This window comes from Pseudoalteromonas sp. BZA4 (genome assembly GCF_040104395.1).
Taxonomy (GTDB): domain Bacteria; phylum Pseudomonadota; class Gammaproteobacteria; order Enterobacterales; family Alteromonadaceae; genus Pseudoalteromonas.
Window position 1 is genome coordinate 1 of record NZ_JBECOT010000024.1, and the last position, 20,153, is coordinate 20,153.

General features: G+C 39.4%; 21 protein-coding genes. 5 read left to right on the forward strand and 16 right to left on the reverse strand.

Annotation, left to right across the window (positions count from 1 at the left end; genetic code table 11):
• Positions 1-272: 272 nt before the first annotated feature.
• From ABMY41_RS11485 to ABMY41_RS11525, 9 genes are all read right to left on the reverse strand, one after another.
• The gene (locus ABMY41_RS11485; protein ID WP_349274690.1) at positions 273-539 is read right to left on the reverse strand and encodes a DUF778 domain-containing protein; all 267 of its coding nucleotides are present in this window, start codon (positions 537-539) and stop codon (positions 273-275) included.
• A gap of 247 nt (positions 540-786) precedes the next feature.
• On the reverse strand, positions 787-1,101 hold the full coding sequence (locus tag ABMY41_RS11490) for a hypothetical protein (RefSeq protein ID WP_349274691.1): 315 nt from the start codon (positions 1,099-1,101) through the stop codon (positions 787-789).
• 761 nt (positions 1,102-1,862) lie between these two features.
• The gene (locus tag ABMY41_RS11495) at positions 1,863-4,355 is read right to left on the reverse strand and encodes a prolyl oligopeptidase family serine peptidase (protein ID WP_062565354.1); all 2,493 of its coding nucleotides are present in this window, start codon (positions 4,353-4,355) and stop codon (positions 1,863-1,865) included.
• Positions 4,356-4,460: 105 nt separating this feature from the next.
• The gene (locus ABMY41_RS11500; protein WP_349274692.1) at positions 4,461-5,624 is read right to left on the reverse strand and encodes an endonuclease/exonuclease/phosphatase family protein; all 1,164 of its coding nucleotides are present in this window, start codon (positions 5,622-5,624) and stop codon (positions 4,461-4,463) included.
• Positions 5,621-6,553, reverse strand: coding sequence for a putative sulfate exporter family transporter (locus ABMY41_RS11505; RefSeq protein ID WP_054561457.1), 933 nt, complete (start codon positions 6,551-6,553; stop codon positions 5,621-5,623). The genes ABMY41_RS11500 and ABMY41_RS11505 overlap by 4 nt, the downstream gene beginning before the upstream one ends.
• Positions 6,550-6,780, reverse strand: coding sequence for a DUF2798 domain-containing protein (locus ABMY41_RS11510; protein ID WP_349274693.1), 231 nt, complete (start codon positions 6,778-6,780; stop codon positions 6,550-6,552). Before ABMY41_RS11510 ends, ABMY41_RS11505 begins: the two co-directional genes overlap by 4 nt.
• Positions 6,781-6,934: 154 nt before the next feature.
• Positions 6,935-8,083, reverse strand: coding sequence for a 5-(carboxyamino)imidazole ribonucleotide synthase (locus ABMY41_RS11515; protein ID WP_175078301.1), 1,149 nt, complete (start codon positions 8,081-8,083; stop codon positions 6,935-6,937).
• Between the two features lies 1 nt (position 8,084).
• The gene (gene purE, locus ABMY41_RS11520) at positions 8,085-8,567 is read right to left on the reverse strand and encodes a 5-(carboxyamino)imidazole ribonucleotide mutase (protein WP_054553887.1); all 483 of its coding nucleotides are present in this window, start codon (positions 8,565-8,567) and stop codon (positions 8,085-8,087) included.
• A gap of 412 nt (positions 8,568-8,979) precedes the next feature.
• Entirely contained in the window at positions 8,980-10,566 is a 1,587-nt protein-coding gene (locus ABMY41_RS11525) for an ABC-F family ATPase (protein ID WP_082401562.1), read from the reverse strand.
• A gap of 206 nt (positions 10,567-10,772) precedes the next feature.
• Between ABMY41_RS11525 and ABMY41_RS11530 the strand changes: the two genes are divergently transcribed.
• The 4 genes from ABMY41_RS11530 to ABMY41_RS11545 all read left to right on the forward strand — a co-directional run bounded on the left by ABMY41_RS11530 (position 10,773) and on the right by ABMY41_RS11545 (position 14,537).
• Positions 10,773-11,294, forward strand: a complete 522-nt coding sequence (locus ABMY41_RS11530; protein WP_289096666.1) for a TetR/AcrR family transcriptional regulator — start codon at positions 10,773-10,775, stop codon at positions 11,292-11,294.
• A 175-nt stretch (positions 11,295-11,469) separates the two neighbouring features.
• Entirely contained in the window at positions 11,470-12,681 is a 1,212-nt protein-coding gene (locus tag ABMY41_RS11535; protein WP_349274694.1) for a porin, read from the forward strand.
• 311 nt (positions 12,682-12,992) lie between these two features.
• Positions 12,993-14,201: a porin gene (locus ABMY41_RS11540; RefSeq protein WP_287242988.1), complete on the forward strand. Its 1,209-nt coding sequence runs from the start codon at positions 12,993-12,995 to the stop codon at positions 14,199-14,201.
• Positions 14,202-14,393: 192 nt separating this feature from the next.
• Positions 14,394-14,537, forward strand: coding sequence for a hypothetical protein (locus ABMY41_RS11545; RefSeq protein ID WP_349274695.1), 144 nt, complete (start codon positions 14,394-14,396; stop codon positions 14,535-14,537).
• A 199-nt stretch (positions 14,538-14,736) separates the two neighbouring features.
• Here the strand turns inward: ABMY41_RS11545 and ABMY41_RS11550 are convergent, their stop codons facing one another.
• The 3 genes from ABMY41_RS11550 to ABMY41_RS11560 all read right to left on the reverse strand — a co-directional run bounded on the left by ABMY41_RS11550 (position 14,737) and on the right by ABMY41_RS11560 (position 16,173).
• Positions 14,737-15,048, reverse strand: a complete 312-nt coding sequence (locus tag ABMY41_RS11550) for an antibiotic biosynthesis monooxygenase (protein WP_175081920.1) — start codon at positions 15,046-15,048, stop codon at positions 14,737-14,739.
• A gap of 131 nt (positions 15,049-15,179) precedes the next feature.
• Positions 15,180-15,611 (reverse strand): DUF3859 domain-containing protein, encoded by a 432-nt coding sequence (locus tag ABMY41_RS11555; protein WP_054553896.1) that lies wholly within the window; start codon positions 15,609-15,611, stop codon positions 15,180-15,182.
• A gap of 82 nt (positions 15,612-15,693) precedes the next feature.
• On the reverse strand, positions 15,694-16,173 hold the full coding sequence (locus tag ABMY41_RS11560) for a GNAT family N-acetyltransferase (protein ID WP_349274696.1): 480 nt from the start codon (positions 16,171-16,173) through the stop codon (positions 15,694-15,696).
• A gap of 80 nt (positions 16,174-16,253) precedes the next feature.
• On the opposite strand from ABMY41_RS11560, the gene ABMY41_RS11565 reads away from it, so the two are divergent.
• Complete coding sequence (locus tag ABMY41_RS11565) at positions 16,254-16,457, forward strand: hypothetical protein (RefSeq protein WP_175081917.1); 204 nt, start codon at positions 16,254-16,256, stop codon at positions 16,455-16,457.
• A gap of 38 nt (positions 16,458-16,495) precedes the next feature.
• On the opposite strand, the gene htpX is transcribed toward ABMY41_RS11565, so the two are convergent.
• The 4 genes from htpX to ABMY41_RS11585 form a co-directional block, all read right to left on the reverse strand.
• Positions 16,496-17,356, reverse strand: coding sequence for a protease HtpX (htpX, locus tag ABMY41_RS11570; RefSeq protein ID WP_054561446.1), 861 nt, complete (start codon positions 17,354-17,356; stop codon positions 16,496-16,498).
• 174 nt (positions 17,357-17,530) lie between these two features.
• Positions 17,531-18,214, reverse strand: a complete 684-nt coding sequence (gene bioD, locus ABMY41_RS11575) for a dethiobiotin synthase (protein WP_130051528.1) — start codon at positions 18,212-18,214, stop codon at positions 17,531-17,533.
• Positions 18,215-18,227: 13 nt separating this feature from the next.
• A complete protein-coding gene (locus tag ABMY41_RS11580; protein WP_349274697.1) occupies positions 18,228-19,019 on the reverse strand; it encodes a methyltransferase domain-containing protein in 792 nt (263 codons plus the stop codon).
• Entirely contained in the window at positions 19,016-20,149 is a 1,134-nt protein-coding gene (locus ABMY41_RS11585) for an 8-amino-7-oxononanoate synthase (protein ID WP_349274698.1), read from the reverse strand. Before ABMY41_RS11585 ends, ABMY41_RS11580 begins: the two co-directional genes overlap by 4 nt.
• Positions 20,150-20,153: the final 4 nt, after the last annotated feature.

The window sequence follows — 20,153 nt, forward strand, 5'->3', positions numbered from 1 at the left end:
CGATCAACTGCTTGTAACTCATGGTATCTACTCTTGTTTTTTGGCGATTACAGAGTACCACCAACAGGCAGTTGATCTCTTCTCACCGTTTAACCATGAGTGGTGCACTTATTATCTGAATTCGGGATAATAATCATCGGGAACATAAGTCAAATTTAAAAGCGTATAAATAAATCCACCTGAGAATGTTTTTAAATGCCACTTAGCATAAATATTTAATGGCGGCATAAGAACTAGAACAAAAATCAATATTAATAAAACCAACTTGAATCTCATCGTTCATGCCTATTTTGGTCTGCTAATACGTTATAATACTGGTTAATAACCTCATCAACATAGTCCTGACAGTTGTTAGTTATCACATTATAGTTTTTCATATCAAATGAGATTTTTGCTCGTTCCTCTGCTTTCTTCATTAATGCATCATCGTATTCTTTATCCTTGCATGAATATCCACTCGTATCAGGATCTGCAAAATAAAAGCCACTATTTGTTCCATCCTTATACAAAATTTGTTCGTGGAAAACACCTAAATTCATATTAGATGCACCATTAGTTCTAAACTTTACTAATCAGTTTAATGGTCGAGTATATATTTTCGCTAAACAAATTGGGGCAGACTGAATGTATCTCCTCAAGTCCGGATCATAATCACTGCTATAGTGGTACACTAAATTGGTTTAGATCTATCAAATTGAACTTAGATAGTAATAGACTAGCTTCATCCTATTTCCATTTGTATTATTCTAATCAAAAGCCTCGGTTAGAGAGGCTTTAAATTAATAGCTAATTCCAATATTTATTAATAATTTTCGGTAAAATTATAAACCACTGAAAATATCCACCGATAAAGCAACAGATACTAATAACAAACACTTCTAAACCAAAACTGCTTTGATAATCTATAGTTGGTAAAGCTGTAACTAGATACAATAAAAACGGACCTAATGGAAAACTTAAAATTCCAAGTAAAACTAGTATGAACACTCCTAACTCGTGAGTTTGGCTTACATATTGAACAGATTCTAAAACAGAAAGAATGACTAAAGTAAAACAGGTTATCCATACTAATTTCAATATCTGGATTTTTTTTAGATTCATACTATTTCACCTGACATAATCTTAAACATTTATCCGCTAAACTATCACTGTACTCTTGACAATCGGTACCATTTGGACCTATCGAATAACAAGGTCTCTCTGCTTTAAACTCAGAGTTAATGCAACTTTCGACTCTACTAATTTCATCAAATTGTTTTGGCTCATAGTTCTCAGCTTCCGTAGTTGCGCGACCTAAACAACCTTTAACAAAAGGCTAAGTGTTATCAAGAGCACTTGTAGGCGTATTACTTGAATAAAGCTAATTTTTACATAAACCAATATGGATTTACTAAAGGTAAAGTTTTATTGGCATATCACTCAACTTATTCCATTCAAACGGCGCGTGCAAATTTATGTTGCCATACTAATGGTCGATGTAGCTCATTTTTAAAAGCATTTGTGTCATTTGCTATTAAATTAACATAACTAGCTGGTTTCATAATATTGCTAGGTCTCTGAACAATATTACTAAGGGTTACAGGTAATTAAATTACTCACCTAGAACAGGGCTCAATGCAAGGCAACGGTAATGAATATCTTGTAAGCAATCAGAAGCGAGATTCGATGAACGACACAAAGCAGCCTAATTTAGTGAGTGATGGATTTCGGGGTTTAATTAGCGAGAAACATAAAGATATTATTTATGGCAAAACAAGTTAAATACTAATATCTAATGGTAAATATCAATTGCTATTAAAAACAAAAAAAGCAGCCCTGAATATCAAGGCTGCTTTTTAGTCAGTTCTAAATTGTTCTAAATGTTAAAGCGTTTCTTTAAATAGCTTATGAATACGGCGGTATTCATCTAGCCAGCTTGATGGTTGTACAAAACCATGTGGCTCAACTGGGAAGATAGCTGTTTCAAAGTTTTCCTTTTCAAGTTCAATTAAGCGCTGTACTAAGCGTACTGAGTCTTGGAAGAATACATTGTCATCAACCATAGGCGCATTAATTAATAAATGGCTCTTAAGACCTTCAGCAAAGTAAATTGGTGAGCTCTTTTCATAAGCAATTGGGTCAACATCTGGGTGGTTTAAGATGTTAGACGTATAAGGACCATTGTAGTGAGCCCAATCAGTTACCGGACGAAGTGCAGCACCTGCTTTGAATAAATCAGGTTGTGTGAATAGCGCCATAAACGTCATGAAACCACCATAAGAACCACCATAAGTTCCTACAGCTTGTGTATCTACGTTTGCGTTGTCTGCCATCCAGCTTACGCCGTCTGCTAAATCTTGGATCTCAGGCGTACCCATTTGACGATAAATAGCTGTACGCCAATCACGGCCGTAACCTTTCGATGCACGGTAGTCCATGTCCATTACTACGTAGCCTTCTGAAGCCAATAGTGAGTGGAACATAAACTCACGGAAGTAACCAGACCAACCCATGTGTGAGTTTTGTAGGTAACCTGCACCGTGGTTAAAGATAACCGCTTTACGGTTTTTACCTGTTTCGCCTTCTTTATAATCAGCTGGGTAATATACTTTTGCATAAATTGGCTGATCAGTGTGGCTTGAAGGTACAGCAACGATCTTAGGTGCGATTAACTTCTTCGCTAAGAACTCATCAGATACTGTATGCGTTAACTGAGTTGCTTGGGTGTTTGCTTTTGCATCAGCAACATAAAGCTCAGGCGGCGACATAATTTTTGAGTGAGTTAGCAATAGTTTGCTTTCATCAGGGCTTAACTGGTAATCAGTCATACCATCAAGGTTTGTTACTTGCTCAGATTCACCGTTTGCAGGGTTTACACGATAGATTTCGTAAAGACCTGGGTGCTCAACGTTTGCTTTGTAGTAAATCGCTGAGTTATCAGCCGTTAACGTTAAGTTAGAAACAACAAATTGGCCTTTAGTAAGCTGCGTTGCTTTACCATTAAGTGGCTTTTTATAAATGTGGCTGTAACCAGACTCTTCTGATAGGTAGTAAAGCGTGTCTGAGTTGTTCAACCAGCCAAAATCATTGTATGCATAGTTAACCCACGCGTCGTCATGCAGACGGTGCTGTGAAACAAGTTTATTGTTTTGTGTATCAACAGTGGCTAACCAACGGTCTTTGTTGTCCCATGCTTCAAGCATAAGAGCTACTTGTGAACCATCTGTGTTCCATTGGATTGCACTTTGGTCCCAACCCCAATCCATCATTAAATTGATAGCACGTGGTGCTTTTTCAGACTTATAAGTTTTACCATCACGGGCGTAGTTTTCTTTCTTAACAGCTGCAAGTACGTCCTCATCAAAACCTGGTAAGGTATCGAATGCCAGAGTTGTTTGCTCGCCTGATTTAAGGTCGATGTAAACAACGTCTGAGCTGATTGGTTTTTCATCGGCAACACGACGGCGTACTTTTTCTGCTTTTACGCGTGCATCATCGGCAATGTAATTAGGCATGATATCGCCTTCATCGCGCCATGAACGGCTTTCTGTGGTTACTGCAACAAGTGCTTGGCCATTTGGTGAAAGCTGTACATCTGCTAAACGCTTACCTTTACCTAAATAAAACTGTGCATTAGCAATGCTGTCGTTTTGCTCGTTGATTTGTGCTTTACGCTCTTCACGATCTTTTTTGTTTTTGTGCGTCAGCGCAATGTAATCTATTAGTTTGTGCTGCTCTTTTGCAATGTAAGTGTCTGGCTCTTGTACACCTTTAGGTGCATCGTCTAGGTGCAAGTTAACTAATTCAACTTGACGACCCGTTGCTAAATCAACTTTATAAAATGCATTACCTTGGCGATATGCAAGGCTACCATCAGTTAAAAACTGTGGTTTTGATTGCTGTGCGCTATCGTGAGTGATTTGTGTAATTTGCCCAGTGCTTAGGTTTTTAACGAAGATATTACCTTCAAATGCATAAGCCTGTTGCTTTTTATCTGCAGAATAAACGGCGTTTTTAGCGCCTACAGTGTGTAGTTTGTTTAACGCTAATTGTGATGCAGATTGGCTATTTACCGCTTGAACGTATAAATCGCGTAACTCATTGCCTTGTTGCTTTTGTGCATAAACGATGCTGTTAGAATCACCATTCCAGAAAGCACGCTCAGGCTGACGGCCTAACCAATCAGGGTGAGCCATTGCTTGCTCTAACGTGATTTCAGCTGACCCTGTATCAGCAGGAGTAGCAACAACTGGTGCTACATTGGTAACTTGTTCTTCAGAAGGCGTTGAGGCGGTTGATTGACAACCTGCTAGCATGAAGCTAGATGCGACTGCGAGAGCCACTAACGTTTTATTAGCAGTGGTTTTGAATTTCATAGTGCTTCTTACGGGTTATTATAATTCGCCCTATTTAAGCAGAAGCACTGATGAAATAGCAATTTTTATAGGATAAACAGCCAAAGTTTTCCGTTTAATAACAGCTTATTTTAAGCTGATATCAAGCCATACCATACGGTGATCAGATGATGCGTTACGATCTTTAATTAAACGGAACAGTTCAGAGTTTTTCTGTGGCCAAAAAACGCCACCATCGTTTATCTCAATACCATAATTTGATGGTAAAACGTAATCAGCACGAGCTTGCCAATAAGCGGTATAGTTTTTAGCGTAATCTTCTTTATACGATTCTTTAGCGCCTTTGCTTGTTGGCGTAAAAGAGGTATTCACTAATGGGTTTTTTAAAATTTGGTCCGTGGTATTCGGGCGTGCCTTACCCCCTTCTGGCGCAGCATTTAAATCACCAACAATAACAAAGCGGCTTTTCGGTTTTAAGCCACCTTTTTGACCTTTATCATCGTAAATGTAGTTAGCATTGTTGATGTAATCAGCAACTAGGCGTACTTCATCGTGGTTACGCTTACCGTTACGGTCTTCGTCACCATCAAAAACAGGCGGCGTTGGGTGCGAAGCAAGCAAATGAAACGTTTTGCCTTTTACATCTATTGGTAAATCCCAAAAAGACTTAGAACTAAGGTGAATTGCTTGCCATTCTTCAGCTGAATACCAGTCCTTACCTGTTTTGGGGTCAATGGGCATTTGTGCATTTGGCATATCTTTGTATTTGAATGTTTGTAATGTACGCGCTTTATCTAAATCGATTGGGTAGCGCGACAATACGGCCATTGCATAATGCCCCTCAAAGAAGCCAAAGCCGTGTGCGTCGCCTTTGTAATGCCCCTTTACACCATCGTTGTCTAGGTCAAACTCAGTAGGTAAACCAGTGTTAACAGCTGCAATAAAGTAATACGGGTAATCGATGGCAACCTGCTTATTTTGCGATACTTGCAGGTAGTTTTTACGAAATACGTTAATGCCTTTGTCGGCATGAATATAATCAAACTCATTGAGTAAAATTACATCAGGTCTTACGCGCTGAATAATTTCGGCAATGTTGCGAATTTGCTGGTGGTTGCTCGCTAATGCTTTGCTTAAAGCATCTTTATCGATCGCCTCGCCTTTTTTAGCGTAGTTAGTTGCATCCATACTCACATTAAAGGTAGCAACACGTAAATCAGCAGCCGATACATTGTTAGCAAATAAGCCTACAGCCAGTGCTATTGAAGAAGTTAATAAAGCGTTTTTCATGAAATAAATCCGTCTACTATAAGTAGTAAAATAATACTGCTGACAATGATCCATAAGATCATCGCCATGATAAAAGGTTTAATGCCCGCTTGTTTTAAGACTGAAATAGATAAACCACTACCAATCAAAAATAAGGTCATTACTAAAACTTGTTTAGCACCAACATTAAGTGCATGCCACAGTGTTTGATACTCAGGAAAGCTCGAGTTAATTAGCGCCGCCGCTAAAAAACCAAATATAAACAATGGGATACTGGCTTTTTCATCCGATTTCCAAAACACACCCGCAATGCTTGTATAAGGGATGATCCACATCGCTCTGGTTAGTTTAATAGTTGTGGCAATAGCAAGGGCTGATGCCCCATACGCAGCGGAAGCCCCCACTACACTACTGGTGTCGTGAATAGCAAGTGCAGCCCAAACACCAAATTGTTGCTCAGTCAGACCAAAGTAATGGCCAATCATTGGGAATAACACTAAGCCAAGGGCGTTTAATAAAAACACTACAGCGAGTGAGATAGCTACTTCGTGATCTTTGGCCTTTATAACCGGCGCCATTGCTGCAATGGCGCTACCACCACAAATGGCGGTACCAAATGAAATAAGTACACCGGTGTTTTTATTTAACTTAAATAACTGAGATAAAATTTCTCCAAGGCCAATAATAGCGGTAATGCTGACAATAGTAAGCACAATAGAGCTACGCCCCACTTCTATGACTTGGTTAAAATCAACAGCAAAGCCTAAGCCAATCACCGCCAACTTTAGCATCCATTTACTTATTTTTTGTGACTGTGCTGCAAACGGGTTGCCTAATATCATGGCAAATAAAGCACCGACGACAAGTGCCGTAGCAGAGCCAACAAATGGTAATGCTGATACTAAAAATAGTGCAATAAATAGAAACTGCTTTGGGCGTTCGGCTATCACAACGGCGCTCTGATAAGTTTATTGGTTAGCTTATGCACCACAGGTGCAACAAAAATAACGGTAGGAAATGCCACACAAAATGCAAAAGCCCATGCTTTAAGCGAAATGCTTGCAATGTTATCGATTAAACCAACGTTAAAAATGCTGATCACTAAAGACATAAATCCAGACATAAACAGCGCCATAAAGAACGCAAATACGACTGTTCTAAATCGAGGATGTAACATAACGAACTAATATTAATATAAAAATATTAGTCTATAGCAAGAAGTTCCTGACGCAAGTGCTTTGAGACAAGAGGTACAAAATTAGCGAAGTTTGCGTATAAATAATAGCGCTTAAAAAGCCGAGATAAACTCGGCTTTTAATAATTTAAACTGATTAGTTTAAAATAAGTTGGGTGCTGGTATCAGCTACACCTGGGTAGTCTTGCTCTGGCAAGATTTCGGCCAGTGCCGCTAAACGCTCACCTAATTGATGAAGGTTATCGGCCGATACATTGATATGACCCATCTTACGACCCGGTTTCGCCGTTTTACCATACCAGTGGCTAGTAACGTCTTGCGTTGCCAGTACTGAATGTGGGATTGAAGGCTGACCTAATACGTTGATCATAGCAGTAGGGCGAAGACACTCTGTACTACCTAATGGTAGACCTGCAACAGCGCGCATGTGGTTTTCGAACTGTGAGCAGTGTGTACCCTGTTGTGTCCAGTGACCTGAGTTATGAACCCGTGGCGCTATTTCGTTTACTAATAACGTACCTTGTACATCAAAAAACTCAATTGCTAATACACCCACATAATCAAGCTCTTGCGCTAACTTGTTAAATGCAAGCTCTGCTTGTTCTTGAATTGCTGCTTTTTCTTTACCCGCAACTGAAAGCGTAAGTACACCATTGGTGTGTTGGTTTTCAGTCAATGGATAAATAACGGTGTTACCCGCTTTGTCGCGAGCACCAATGATAGATACTTCGCGGTCAAATGGGATCATCTTTTCAGCGATAATAGAATGCGGCGCACTTTCAGTGCCTGATGCTATGAAATCTGCCATTTCTGACCAGATTTGGTCAATTTGATCATCAGACTTTAAGCGCCATTGCCCTTTACCATCGTAACCCGCTTGGCAAGTTTTGATCACAAGTGGCTTGCCTAAACGCTCTACAGCAGCAATAAGGTGCGCTTTTTCTGTAATTAATTGGTAAGGCGCACATTCAACATCTGTTTTATCAAGTAATGCTTTTTCAAGTGCGCGATCGCCACCTGTTTTAATTGCCGCTTTACCCGGATAAAACTTATTGCTTTGACAACAGAGTGTAAGTACATCATCAGGAATGTGTTCAAACTCTGCTGTAATCGCGTCTGCGTTATCAATAGCTTGTTGTAATGTGCTGTTATGAACTTCACCAGTTAATGGGTGAATGATTTTTTCACTACCCACATCGTAGGCAACAACATTTAAATCAAGCGGTGCACCCGCTAAGCTCATCATGCGAGCTAACTGACCTGCACCTAAAATTAGAATATTCATATTACTCTGCAGGATTAGGGTTAGCTAATATAGTGTCTGTTTGTTCTTTACGGAAAGCTTCTACTTTTGCGAAGATTTCAGGCTGTTGGCAACCTAAAATTTGTGCCGCTAAAAGGCCAGCATTTGCAGCACCTGCTTCACCAATAGCAAGAGTACCTACCGCAACACCTTTAGGCATTTGGCAGATAGATAATAACGAATCAACACCATTTAGTGTTTTAGACTTAACTGGTACACCTAAAACTGGCAGTGATGTGAACGCCGCAGCCATACCTGGTAAGTGCGCAGCACCACCGGCGCCTGCGATAATAATTTTAATGCCGCGATCTGCAGCTGAACTTGCATAGTCAGCAAGTAATTGAGGGGTACGGTGAGCAGAAACAACTTTAGTTTCGTATTCAATGCCGAATTTTTCTAGCATTAACGCCGCATGTTCCATCGTTGGCCAGTCTGATTTGGAACCCATAATAATGCCAACAGTCATAAATACACCTCAGTTAAATAGTTTTCTAAAAAGCGGACTTTTGTCCTTATTTTGTGGCGGGTATTATATACCCAAACCACATCAAGATGCGAGTTTCAGTTGGAATTAAAAGCGATTTAGGCAAGGCATTGATTGCAAATAATAGTGGTTCTATTGTTAAAATCGATAACGCAGTATAAATCGCTTTTAAACCAACCCTTTGGGCGCTTCACAGGCACTCACTCTCATCGTTGTTACTTCTTAAAAGGGACTGCCATTTCTACAAAGTAACGCCTTGATATTAAGCACCTGTGAAACGCTGAATTCTGTATCTTGATGTGGTTTGGGTATATCCCCTAACTCACATCAAGATGCGACTCTAGAAGCACAAAAAAGCCATGACATGCATGGCTTTTAATCACTCATCAGTTAATTAAGCTTCTTTGCTTGCTAGGTACTCAGTGTATGTACCTTTAAAGTCGATAACTTTGCCGTCTTTGATTTCCCAAATACGGTTTGCAAGCGATGATACAAATTGTCTATCGTGAGATACGAACAATAATGTCCCTTCGTATGCTTCAAGTGCTAAGTTAAGCGCTTCGATTGATTCCATATCCATGTGGTTGGTTGGCTCATCCATTAATAAGATGTTTGGTTTATGCATCATAATTTTGCCAAACAGCATACGGCCTTGCTCACCACCTGAAATCACTTTTACTGACTTTTTGATATCGTTTTGTGAAAACAGCATACGACCTAAGAAACTACGAACAACTTGTTCATCGTCACCTTCTTGTTGCCATTGTTCCATCCACTCAAATAAGTTCATGTCTTGTTCGAACTCGTCAGCATGGTCTTGAGCGTAATAACCGATATTAGCGTTATCAGACCATTTAAATTCACCTTGTTTTGGTGCTAAACGACCAGCAAGGGTATTTAATAGTGTGGTTTTACCAACACCGTTCTCACCGATAATTGCAATGCGCTCGCCTACTTCAACTAGGCCTTCAAGGCCACTGAATAATGTTTCTTCAAAGCCTTGTGTTAAATTTGTTAGCTCTAAGGCATTACGGAATAATTGCTTTTCTTGCTCAAAACGAATAAACGGGCTTTGACGAGAAGAAGCTTTAACTTCTTCAAGCTGAATTTTATCAATTTGTTTAGCACGTGATGTGGCTTGCTTTGCTTTTGAAGCGTTCGCAGAGAAACGCGATACGAACTGTTGAAGTTCGGCAATTTGGCTTTTCTTCTTGGCATTTTCGCTTAGTAGACGCTCACGAGCTTGCGTTGCAGCAAACATGTACTCATCGTAATTACCTGGGTAAATACGAAGCTCACCGTAATCGATGTCGGCCATGTGTGTACAAACTGAGTTTAAGAAGTGACGGTCGTGCGAAATGATGATCATGGTACAGTCACGCTGGTTTAGTACGTCTTCTAGCCACTTGATGGTGTAAATGTCCAAGTTATTGGTAGGCTCATCGAGTAGCATGATATCTGGATCAGAAAACAGCACCTGCGCAAGTAACACACGCAGTTTAAAGCCTGGTGCAATTTCAGACATAGGGCCGTAGTGTTGCTCTGTGCCAATACCTACACCAATTAGTAACTCACCTGCTTTAGCTTCTGCTGAGTAACCATCCATTTCGGCAAACTCAGTTTCTAGGTCTGCTACACGCATACCGTCTTCTTCGCTCATCTCAGGTAAGCTGTAAATACGGTCACGTTCTTTTTTTACTTCCCACAGCTCTTTATGACCCATGATCACTGTGTCGATTACAGAAAACTCTTCGTAAGCAAACTGGTCTTGGTTTAGTTTAGCAATACGCTCGTTTGGATCTGTGCTGACATTACCTGAAGATGGCTCTAGTTCACCACTTAGGATTTTCATGAAGGTTGATTTACCACAGCCATTCGCACCGATTAAACCGTAACGGTTACCATCGCCAAATTTTGCTGAGATATTTTCGAATAAAGGTTTAGCACCAAATTGCATGGTGATATTAGCTGTACTAATGATAGCGGTACCCTCCAGCGGGTAAAAAGTAAAAACGAAACTGCGTGCAATTTTAAACTAAAGCCGCTTGGCACGCCATGAAAGTTTAATAAAATACACAGGCTAATTTTACAAGCTCAACACTTACGACTACCTTTAGTGAGCGTGCTCATTTATATATATGAGCACGCTCACTTTTAAAATAACCAAATGAAAACAGCAGGTTAAAAATGAGCAAACATGGCTATACTCACCAACGTATTTTAGAGGCGGCTTGGCGACTCTTTACTGAGCAAGGGTTTAACGATACCTCTACACGGCAAATTTCAGCAGCAAGCAACATAGCGGTTGGCACCTTGTTTAATCATTTTGTAGATAAAGTGGCTATTTTAGAAGCCTGCCTCGAAGATAAATTTAATGATGTGTTAGAGCGCGCAAAAGAAACCGATATACATCGCCCTGCTCGCTTAAAGATTAATCATTACGCACAATATTTTTATCAGTTTTATTGTTTACATCACCGCTTTTATAAAGTGCTCTTTAGCCAGCGATTATTTTCGCAATCATTCCAGCAACAACACATGGAGCTAATTCAATCATTAGTTTTTGCCGACCAACCGCAATTTAATAAAGTAAAAGCAGCTATATTACTCGACTGCTATTTTATGACCTTGTTGTATGGCTTAGGTGCCGAAACCCCAAACACTAAACTCATGCTCAGAACGCTTAGCCAGAAGGTGTCTATTTTTTAGGCTTAGCAATTTTTGATTAGTATCCTTGAAAAATACCAGTCACAATTTTGGATAATTTATTCTCAGAAAGTTCATATTTTAATTTATTCTTCGGTTAAAGCCCCTTCCCCGCTTTAATAATTCAATTGCTTTCGTTATCTTTCGACTTTAGGGAATGCTATAAGCAAGGATATATATGAAAAAAGCTCTTCTATTCACAATCATCACCAGTGTCACTAGCATTTCAAGTGTACATGCAATTGAAATATATAAAGATGATCAAAATAGTGTAAAAATTGGTGGCTATATCAATGCTAGGGTTATAGCTACACAAGGCGAAACTGAAGTTGTTAATGGCGTTTCACGAATTAATTTTGATTTTACCCGTAAACTGCAGAATGATTGGGAAGCAATTACTCTACTAGAATGGGGGATCAACCCAGTAGGCAGTAATGACATTGTGTACAATAACCGCTTTGAAACTGTACAAGATGAATTTTTGTATAACCGCCTAGGTTATGTTGGCATAAAACACGATAAATATGGTCAGATTACCTTTGGTAAGCAATGGAGTACTTGGTATGACGTTGTTTACAACACTAACTACAGCTTAGTGTGGGATGGTAATGCAGCTGGAGTATATACCTATAACAAAGGTGATGGTGGTGTGAACGGCACTGGCCGGTCAGATAAAACAGTACAATATAGGAATAGTTTCGGTAACCTACACATTGCTATTCAGGCACAGTTGAAGACAGATGATTTTTATACCTGTGATATTGTTGATATTTCACGAACTGCTTGCCAAGCACTTTGGAATGAAGGTACTGATAGTGCTGCACAAAGAGTAGAATTTAACTCAACGTATGGCGCAGCCCTTACCTATTATTTAAATGACAATTTGAAATTTTCTGCCGGTGTAAACCGTGGTCAATTTGATATTATTTATGCAACAGGACGCGACCAATCAGTCACAGATTTAATTTATGGTGCAAGTGTTACCTTTGGAGAGTTTGATAATCTTGGTTGGTATGCATCAGCAAATATCAACAGAAATGAAAATCATGATACTGATAATTTAGGTCGACTAATAAATGAGGCAATTGGTTCTGAGTCGATATTAAGTTATCGTTTCGAGAATAATATTCGAACATTTCTTGCCTATAACGTCTATGATGCAGGAGATGACTACGTTATCCAACCAAACTTCAACGCTGATCCGAATGATGTATTCAAACGTCAATTTGCTGTTTTAGGTTTTCATTATTTTATGGGCGACCAAAACCTTATATACATGGAAGTCCGTAAAGATTTTAGCGACTTTTCAAGTGATGACGCAGAACAAGAAGCGCAAATGTCACAGACTGAAGATGATGGCTTTGCTATAGGGTTTCATTACAGTTTGTAGTTAAGATAAACATTGAATGCCCACTTTGGTGGGCTTTTCCTACGCACGCTACTTTATGACCTGTTTGTATAATTTAGGCGTTACCCACCCAATCTCAAACTACTACTTAGAAAATAGGACATAATGTGCCTATTTTTTAGACTTATTAACTCATTGATAATTCAACACAGTGAACCTAAAGTGAATAATTTTTCCTCGATGTAGGTTTGTTGCATGATAATTTTTCACTTTTGACCCTATTTTAGCTTTGATAATCTCCGTCTCTTAACTAAATTATACCTATTAGGGACAATATTTAATCAAGGTACTCTATGAAAAGAACACACACTGCCTTATTTGTTGCAGGCATGCTTGCCATACCTACAGCCAATGCCATCGAGATCTATAAAGATCAGACCAATAGTGTCACTGTTGGTGGCTTTATCGATGCAAGAGTTATTAATACTCAAGGCGAAACTGAGGTAGTAAATGGTGCATCACGCATCAATTTTGATTTTAAGCGCCAATTAAAAAATGGCTGGCAAGCTTTTGCTCTACTTGAATGGGGAGTAAACCCTGTTGGTAGTAGTGATATCGTTTACAACAATCGCTTTGAAACAATTCAAGATGAGTTTTTATATAACCGTTTAGGCTATGTTGGTCTTAAACATGACGATTATGGCCAAGTGACATTAGGTAAACAATGGGGCGCATGGTACGACGTTGTTTACAACACCAACTACAGCTTAGTGTGGGATGGTAACGCTGCAGGTGTTTATACCTACAATAAAGATGATGGTGCTGTGAATGGTACAGGCCGCGGCGATAAAGTACTGCAGTTTCGAAATACCTGGGGTGATTTTCATTTAGCTCTTCAGGCACAGTTAAAATCTGATGAATTTTATACCTGCGACATCGTTGATATTTCAAGAAGCTCTTGTGAAGTACTTTGGAACCAAGGCAACAATGCTGCACAAAAAGTAGAATTTAACTCGACTTATGGCGCCGCACTCACCTACTCGGTTAGTCCTAATTTAAAAGTTACTGCTGGTGTTAACCGTGGCCAGTTCGATATTGTGTACGCAGGTGGCAGAAATCAATCAGTAAACGATTTAATTTATGGTATGGGCATTACCTATGGTGATTTTTATAAACCAGGTTGGTATGCATCAGCGAATATCAATAAAAACGAAAACCACGATACAGACAACTTAGGCCGCTTAATAAAAGATGCTGTTGGTCTAGAGTCTATTTTAAGCTATCGCTTTGATAATGACATACGTACTTTTGTTGCTTATAACGTTTTTGATGCCGGTAGTGACTATGTTATTCAGCCAAACTTTAATGCCGACCCTGAAGATGTGTTTAAACGCCAATTTGCAGTAATTGGTGCGCACTACTTTATGAGCGATGACACCATTTTATATATCGAAGCCCGTAAAGATTTTAGCGACTTCTCGAGTAATGACGCTGAGCAAGAAGCACAGATGTCACAAACCGAAGATGACGGTATTGCCATTGGTTTTAATTACACTTTGTAGTTACGATAAACACTAAGCCCACTATTTTGGGCTTTTTTCCAATCCAATTACACACTTTCAAGATTGTTCGCAATATCAATCAACAACTGCTATTACTTAACAACCATAAAATAAAATACGTAATTAATTGAGGTTGTTGTGTCTAACAAGATAAAGCTAATTCTACTTTCATTAATTTCTAGCGTTTCGTTCATGCTTTTTTACTGGCTAACAAATGTCAGAGAGTCGGATTATGTATTAGGTGTTAGTTCCGATTTATCGGGTGGTTTAGTAATGGGGTTTGCTATTGGTGTGATGCTAGTTACATTAAGCACACTTAAGTTAAACAAGTATTGAGTGTTTTTTGGAAACAAACGTTTAAACCGTTTTGACTCTTCACTTCCAAATAATGTGATTGTGGCTAATTATTTCATGAGCTCCTTTTTAGATCCTACACACTTACCCTGCTTATTAAAAAGCTCAAATTTAGGGGTCATGCTGAGATTGAAATTAAACCAAAAACAGTATGATGTGTTCTTTTTGTGGTTAATGATTATCATAATGAATAATCACGTTCTACTTTAGCAATACGTGTTGTAAAGGCGCTGTACCATTTGTCTCTGCCGAGCTGTTGAGCATTTAAGTGCTCTACGTTTTGTTTCCAGGCTTTTATTGCATCTAAGCTTTGCCAATACGACACCGTAATACCCAAACCATCACGAACAGACTCCATACCTAAATACCCAGGTTGTTGCTCTGCAAGCTCAACCATTCTATTAGCCACTTCTTCATAACCGGCGGTATCATCTGATAAGGTATTCGTAAAAATCACGGCGTAATATGGCGGTTTTGGTGTATTCGCTATCATGGCTGTTACTTCCCTCTACTTGGTTCAAAACCATCATAACATGGTATTTCTGCGTCAAATGTATCCCAATTTGCTTTAGAGCTGCTGCATAAACAACTTCCTTGATACATAGTCCCTCTCAGGTTTAAAGATTAATAACCGCGATGCTTCCAAAATTCAGTGGCAGTGCCTTCGGCTTCCTTTAATAAATTAAAGGATTTATCGGCAATTATATGGCCATTTAACTCAATAGTCATGCGCCAAATACCAACTTTATTATCAACAGGTGCCCATATCGTATCACCTAAATAAAACTGCCAATCGTTTGTTTTAACGTACTGTTCACCCTCAAATGGTGGCATGATCTCGCCATCTTCATCGGGGATATCTGGGTGGTAAACGCAAAATTTAATTTTTTGTCCTTTAGCCTTTTTAATATTAACAATAAAGCCAAATTCAATATCTAACTGTGCAGGAACGTCTGTTGTAAATTCGGTAATTTGAGGCAGGTCTTTCTCTTTTGCATCCCAATGACTGTAAATACCGTAACTTTCAATACTGGTAATTGGTTTGGCCTTTGCCATAGTTGCTGGCGCTCCTTTGTAAAAATGAGGCGCTATTTTATAGTAGCAACCCTAGCAGAACAAGATTGTACTATTATAGTAATTAGCTAACGTATTTTACCCAGTGAGTGTCATGTTGTTGAAAGCCACATTTAGTTAAAAGTTTAATACTTGCGCTGTTATTTGGGTTAACTAAAGCTAACACACTGTTTAGCGGACCAGGTACAAAGGTCGTCAGTTTTTCAAATAGCATATCCATTACCTTTTGCATTATTCCTTTGCCAAAGTATTGTGACGATAACTCAAACCCCAACATGCCCTGCCCGTCAATTATGTTAAATATGCCTACGCTGCCAATAACCTGCTCACTACTTCGTAAAACAATAACTAAACGAATGCCTTGTTGATTATAAAAGCGTTCTATGTCGCCTTGAATAAAGTCGTACACGTCACCTTTCGTTATATCAGCGCCGTAATCATTAAACGTTTGTACTTGCGGATCTTTTAAAATATCCCATATCGCTTGGCAATCTTTATGTCGAATTGGGCGTAAGTCAAAGGCTAAGTCATCGTGGCTAGACACGTTAATTTCTTCTTTTTGCTTTATGAGCTGGCATTATTGTCTTACTATAAACGCAATTTCAAGCAATTAGATTAAGTTCGATGAGTGAAGAATTTAAAGTAATTCAACCTACCACTACAGTTTACTGTAAAGAGCGCGGTGAAGGCTGGACCTTAACAGGGATCACCAGTATTGATGAACATACTTCTGTGATGTTTGATGGCGTAAGATATACCTTACCTGCCCGTGAAATTATTGAGGTATTATTGCCACAACAACTCGAGCGAGAGAAAAACCAACAATAAAAAAAGCCAGCTTGATGCTGGCTTTTTCGTATTTAAAATTAACGTAATGCATTAATACGTTCATCAAGTGGTGGGTGCGATGAGAATAACTCGGCAACACCTTTACCGCTTGCAATTCCAAATGCCATCATTGAACCTTCTAGTTGTGATGGATGGTTTTGTTTTAAACGCTCAAGGGCGCTACGCATTTTATCTGCACCTACTAGTTTTGCTGCACCCGCATCCGCAGAGAATTCGCGTTTACGGCTGTAGTAAGCAACAATCACGCTTGCTAGAACACCAAATAACATTTGGAAAATCATATCGAACAAGAAGTAAGTCCAGCTACTACCGCCCTCTTCTTCATCACTATTAAGAAAGTTATCAACAATACCTGCCAATACTTTCGCCATAAAGATAACAAAGGTATTCACTACACCTTGAATAAGAGTAAGCGTTACCATGTCACCATTTGCAATGTGAGATACCTCATGAGCCAATACCGCCTCAGCTTGATCTTGATTCATGTTGTGTAATAAGCCTGTGCTCACAGCAACCAGTGAGTTGTTCTTACTTGGACCGGTCGCAAATGCGTTCATTTCAGGACTATCGTAAATAGCCACTTCTGGCATCGCGATACCTGCTTTTTTAGCTTGCGCAGCTACCGTCGAAACTAACCATTGTTCTGTTTCAGAACGAGGCTGTTCAATAACATGTGCACCGGTTGATTTTTTTGCCATCCATTTCGACATAAATAACGAAATAAACGAGCCACCAAAACCAAATACAGTTGAGATAACTAAAATGCCGCCTAAACTGCGATGGCTAATACCCAGTACGCTCATCACAATAGACAACACAATACCTAACACTAGCATTACCGCTAAGTTTGTAAGTAGAAACAAAAATACACGCTTCATAAAAACCTCAGAATAAACATACCAATTGTATTAACTAACGACATGGTTAAAAATCGTTAGTTAATAAAATTATCTGGGTGTTCTACCAACTCAGTTTAGGGCGTATGCAATTGGTTGCAAGGAACTAATTGCAACCAATTGTGACAGAGTATGTCAAAAGTAACAACTCAATTATTATGGGTTGATAGATAAAATTTCAAGTAAGGTTTTGTAAATTTTTAATTTAGGGGTGCCGTCTGTGTAGGGACTAATCGCTAAGAGCGGGAAAGGTAGTGCTGATTTCAAAGTTTCTAAATTGGCGTCTTGTTCACGCATGTTTGGGTCTACATGATTTGCTATCCAACCTACACAATTTACACCAAGCGCTTTAAAGTGAGCAGCTGTCAATAGTGCGTGATTAAGGCAACCAAGCTTCATGCCTACTACTAGAACAACATTAAGGTTCTGTGATTTAACCCAATCGCTGAGTAAATCGGTTTCGTTGATAGGTAAACACCAACCGCCTGCACCTTCTGTAAGAATATAATCGGTATTGAGTGCTTTTACATTTGCATAAGCAACATCAAGTTTATCAAATGTCAGTCTGTCACCTACTTGGGCAGCTGCAATATGCGGTGCAATGGGTGGCTCATAGGTAAATGGGTTAACAATGTTATATTTAACCCCAATTGATGAGCTTTCCATTAAGGTTAATGCATCATCATTCACTAGCTGACCAAATGCTTCTTCTGCACCTGCTGCAATGGGTTTAAAACCCACCGCACGCTGTTTATGTTGCGCTAGTAAGTTTAATAATAAACTGGTGACATGGGTTTTTCCGGCATCGGTGTCTGTACCCGTGATAAAAAATTCTTTCATTTTTGAGTTAATTCTATTTTTCTAGTTCTAAAAGGACAACTTGATAGCTCACTCTAGCATGCCCATCAACCAGAGGGTATGCCCTACAAACACTATTAAGTGCCTGCCTCGTTAATAACCCTTGGCGTTTTTGCTTAGTTTGCAATGAGGTAGCACCAATCGCTTTTATCGACCGCAGCGCATCTAAAGGAGAATTATAGGCATCTATATAACATTTATCAGCTGCAAAATTGAGTTTAAACCCCGCCAATTTTGCATACTCAATAATGTGGCTAGCACTATGAAACTGATTAATATGGTTTTGCTCGTCTAAACAAGCAAAAGCTTGTTTGATCTCTTTGAGCGATCCATCTACCACGCAGCTTAAATAAACCTTACCGCCCGCTTTTAATGCAGAAAAAAGATTTTTAAATAGTGCCTCTAAGTCAGCAGACCATTGCATTGCAAAATTACTAAACACACAATCAAGGGAGTTTTGCTGTAAAGGTAGGTTATCCATATCAGCACACACTTTTAAACAATGCGGGTTTTGCTCTGTGCTTAGCATGGAATGACTTAAGTCCATTGCTAATACAGTATCAAAATGTGTTTTAAGCATTGCCGTGTTAACAAAAGGCCCAGCACCTAAATCAAGGCAAGTACCCTGCTGATGTTTACTGGCCATCATTTTAAATAAGTGCGCAGCCGCTTGTTTTTGTACATTAGCATGGCTTGTGTAATTTGCAGCTGCTTTAGAGAACTTAGTTTGTGTTGTTAGCTTATTACTGTGTTGAAAGCTTAAAGGCGCTTGCAGTTGAACACTCATAAACACTCCACTAGCGAATTAACCAGCATTTTTATATCGTCAGGGTGATGCGCGCTACTTATGGTGACTCTAAGTCGTGCGGTATTAAATGGCACCGTGGGCGGTCGAATAGCGGTTAACCACACGCCTTTACCTTTAAGCTTATTAGCAACAGCAAGAGTATGTTCTGCATCGCCCAATACCAAAGGTTGTATAGCCGTTGTTGATTCCATTAATGCTAAGTTATGCTCTTTAGCAAGCGCTCTAAAGTAGGTAATATTCTCTGTCAGCTGAGAGCGTCTCTTATCCGCATTTAATAACCTTTCGAGTCGCTCTAGAGTACAACTTGCCATCAGTGGTGACATCGCCGTTGAATATATGTATTCACGATTAAACTGCAACATGTAATCAATCATTTTCTTTGATGCAAGCAAGCAAGCGCCACTACTTGCCAATGCCTTGCCAAAAGTGATGATCAGTAAATCCGGCTTGATTGCCTCACAACTCCCTAAGCCTTGCTCGCCTAACACGCCAAAGCCATGGGCGTCATCAATCATCAACCACGCATTGTATTGTTTAGCTAGTTTACAGAGTGCTTCAATGGGGGCTTGATCGCCATCCATCGAAAACACCCCTTCGCTCACTATGAGCTTATGCTTTGCTTTTGACTTTTGTAACCGAGATTCTAAGTGCCTAAGGTCGTTATGATTAAACCGCACCATGGCAGCGGCAGAATGAAGGCCGCCATCAATTAGGCTGGCATGATTGAGCTTATCTTGAAAAATTGCCGATGATTGTGCCACGCTTTTATCTTGAAACAACGCTTTTAATACGCTGCTATTAGCACTAAATCCGCTATTAAATAACATGGCGCTTTCGTAGCCTAATAGCTGACATAAACGCTGCTCAAGCTGTTGTTGTGGTTTATTATAACCATTTACTAATGCTGAACTATGGCTACCTAGATGCTGCGCTTGTATTTCAATAAAATCATCAGCAAAGCCAAGGTAGTCATTACTGGCAAAATTTAAATACTGTTTACCTGCAACCTGAATAAAGCGCCCGCTTGATTGCTCAACAAGTTGACGCTTTCTCAGTAATGCATCTGCTTGTCGCTCAACAAGATGCTCGGCAATAAAATCAAAAGCCATTTAA

Excerpts from the sequence above, each read along its gene's own strand:
- ABMY41_RS11485 (WP_349274690.1), bottom strand. The coding sequence starts at position 539 with ATGAATTTAGGTGTTTTCCACGAACAAATTTTGTATAAGGATGGAACA.
- ABMY41_RS11490 (WP_349274691.1), bottom strand. The coding sequence starts at position 1,101 with ATGAATCTAAAAAAAATCCAGATATTGAAATTAGTATGGATAACCTGT.
- ABMY41_RS11495 (WP_062565354.1), bottom strand. The coding sequence starts at position 4,355 with ATGAAATTCAAAACCACTGCTAATAAAACGTTAGTGGCTCTCGCAGTC.
- ABMY41_RS11500 (WP_349274692.1), bottom strand. The coding sequence starts at position 5,624 with ATGAAAAACGCTTTATTAACTTCTTCAATAGCACTGGCTGTAGGCTTA.
- ABMY41_RS11510 (WP_349274693.1), bottom strand. The coding sequence starts at position 6,780 with ATGTTACATCCTCGATTTAGAACAGTCGTATTTGCGTTCTTTATGGCG.
- ABMY41_RS11515 (WP_175078301.1), bottom strand. The coding sequence starts at position 8,083 with ATGAATATTCTAATTTTAGGTGCAGGTCAGTTAGCTCGCATGATGAGC.
- purE (WP_054553887.1), bottom strand. The coding sequence starts at position 8,567 with ATGACTGTTGGCATTATTATGGGTTCCAAATCAGACTGGCCAACGATG.
- ABMY41_RS11530 (WP_289096666.1), top strand. The coding sequence starts at position 10,773 with ATGAGCAAACATGGCTATACTCACCAACGTATTTTAGAGGCGGCTTGG.
- ABMY41_RS11535 (WP_349274694.1), top strand. The coding sequence starts at position 11,470 with ATGAAAAAAGCTCTTCTATTCACAATCATCACCAGTGTCACTAGCATT.
- ABMY41_RS11540 (WP_287242988.1), top strand. The coding sequence starts at position 12,993 with ATGAAAAGAACACACACTGCCTTATTTGTTGCAGGCATGCTTGCCATA.
- ABMY41_RS11545 (WP_349274695.1), top strand. The coding sequence starts at position 14,394 with ATGCTTTTTTACTGGCTAACAAATGTCAGAGAGTCGGATTATGTATTA.
- ABMY41_RS11550 (WP_175081920.1), bottom strand. The coding sequence starts at position 15,048 with ATGATAGCGAATACACCAAAACCGCCATATTACGCCGTGATTTTTACG.
- ABMY41_RS11555 (WP_054553896.1), bottom strand. The coding sequence starts at position 15,611 with ATGGCAAAGGCCAAACCAATTACCAGTATTGAAAGTTACGGTATTTAC.
- ABMY41_RS11565 (WP_175081917.1), top strand. The coding sequence starts at position 16,254 with ATGAGTGAAGAATTTAAAGTAATTCAACCTACCACTACAGTTTACTGT.
- htpX (WP_054561446.1), bottom strand. The coding sequence starts at position 17,356 with ATGAAGCGTGTATTTTTGTTTCTACTTACAAACTTAGCGGTAATGCTA.
- bioD (WP_130051528.1), bottom strand. The coding sequence starts at position 18,214 with ATGAAAGAATTTTTTATCACGGGTACAGACACCGATGCCGGAAAAACC.
- ABMY41_RS11580 (WP_349274697.1), bottom strand. The coding sequence starts at position 19,019 with ATGAGTGTTCAACTGCAAGCGCCTTTAAGCTTTCAACACAGTAATAAG.
- ABMY41_RS11585 (WP_349274698.1), bottom strand. The coding sequence starts at position 20,149 with ATGGCTTTTGATTTTATTGCCGAGCATCTTGTTGAGCGACAAGCAGAT.